General features: G+C 70.6%; 1 protein-coding gene. It reads left to right on the forward strand.

Annotated features, from left to right (window positions below; translation table 11 throughout):
• On the forward strand, positions 1–1,797 hold a 1,797-nt coding region (locus tag ACWC0C_RS48290), incomplete at both ends, for an SDR family NAD(P)-dependent oxidoreductase (protein ID WP_450871543.1).

Below are 1,797 nucleotides of genomic sequence, written 5' to 3' on the forward strand. Positions count from 1 at the left end.
CGTCGCAGTCGACTGGAACGTCTTCTACGCGGGTACCGGCGCGAAGCGCGTCGACCTGCCCACCTACGCCTTCCAACGCGAGCGGTACTGGCTGACCCTGGGCGGCGCTCCGGGCGACGTTTCGGTGGCGGGGCTGATAGCCGTCGACCACCCCGTGCTGGCCGGCAGGGCGCTCATCGGTGACCGCGACGAGTGGCTGTTCACCGGCCGTATCTCCACCCAAACCCAGCCGTGGACGCGCGATCACGTCGTCATGGGCGCGATCATCGTGCCCGGTGTGGCGCTGGTCGAGATGAGTCTGGCCGCCGGGCGCGAGGTCGGCTGCCCCGTGCTCGACGAACTCGTCATTGAGGCCCCGCTGGCCCTGGAGGAGACCGAGGCGCGCCAGGTCCAGATCCTCGTCGGTCACACCGCCGACGACGGTCGCCGTGAGTTCGTCATCTTCTCCCGCCCCGAGAGCGACGACCCGGATCAGCAGCGCGAAGCTACCTGCCACGGACGCGGCTGGCTGGGTGCGGACCCCAAGGCCGTACCGGCATGGGACGCCGTATGGCCGCCCCAGGACGCCGAGCCGCTGTCCGCGGAGTCGCTCTACACCCGCATGTCCGACATCGGCTACGACTACGGCGCCCTGTTCCAGAGCGTGGTCGAAGCGTGGCAGGACGACGACGTCGTCTACGTCGAGCTGGCTCTGCCGGACGACGCCGACACGGCCGGCTTCGGTATCCACCCTGGACTCTTCGACTCCGCGGTGCAGAGCTCCCTCTTCGGGGAGAAGCCCGACGACACCCTCGTCATGCCGTTCTCGTGGAACGGCGTGCAGCTCAGCCGGACCGGTGTCAGGCGCGCTCGTGCCCGGCTCACCCCCGAGGGCGAGGCCGCCTTCCGCATCGACATCGTCGACGAGCACGACGAGCCGGTGCTCAGCATGGACAAGCTCGTGTTCCGCCCGGTCGACCAGGCCCAGTTGAAGCGGGCCGCCGAAAGCCAGGGTTCGCTGTACGAGCTGGAGTGGACGCCGGTCACGGCCGGCACCGGCCGGTCCGCCCGGATCGCGGTGCTCGGTGGGCTTCCCGCCGAGGCCGAGCGGTTCGAGGATCTGGCCGCGCTGGAGCGAGCCCTGGCGGACAGCGGGCAGGCGCCCGAGCTGGTGCTCGTGGGCGTCGACTCCGAGGAGACCACGGGAGGCGTGGTCGAGGCGCTGGGGCTGGTGCAGCGGTGGTTGGCCGGTGAGCGGCTGGGTGGGGCCCGGTTGGTGGTGGTGACCCGGGGTGCGGTGTGCGCCGTCGACGGTGAGGCCCCGGATATTGCCCAGGCGGCGGTGTGGGGTCTGTTGCGCAGTGCGCAGTCCGAACACCCCGACCGGTTCCTGCTGGTGGATGTGGATGGTGAGGAGCCGGACTGGGGTGCGGTGCTGGGTGCGGATGAGCCCCAACTCGCTGTGCGGAGCGGTGCGTTGTTGGCGCCAAGGTTGTCGCGTGCTGCTTCCGGTGGGGCGGTGACCGTTCTCGATCCCGAGGGCACCGCAGTGATCACTGGCGGTACGGGTGGTTTGGGCGCCGTGTTCGCCCGGCACCTCGCGGCCGCGCACGGCGTACGTCATCTGCTACTGCTGAGCCGACGAGGTCTGGAGGCTGACGGTGCCGCGGAGCTGGTGGCGGAGCTGAAGGGCCTCGGCTGCGAGGCCCGGGTCGTGGCCTGTGACGTGTCCGACCGGGATCAACTGGCCGCTGCGCTCGGCTCGATCGAGCGACCGCTGACGGCGGTGGTGCATGCGGCCGGTGTGCTCGACGACGG

The organism is Streptomyces sp. NPDC001709, from assembly GCF_053596375.1.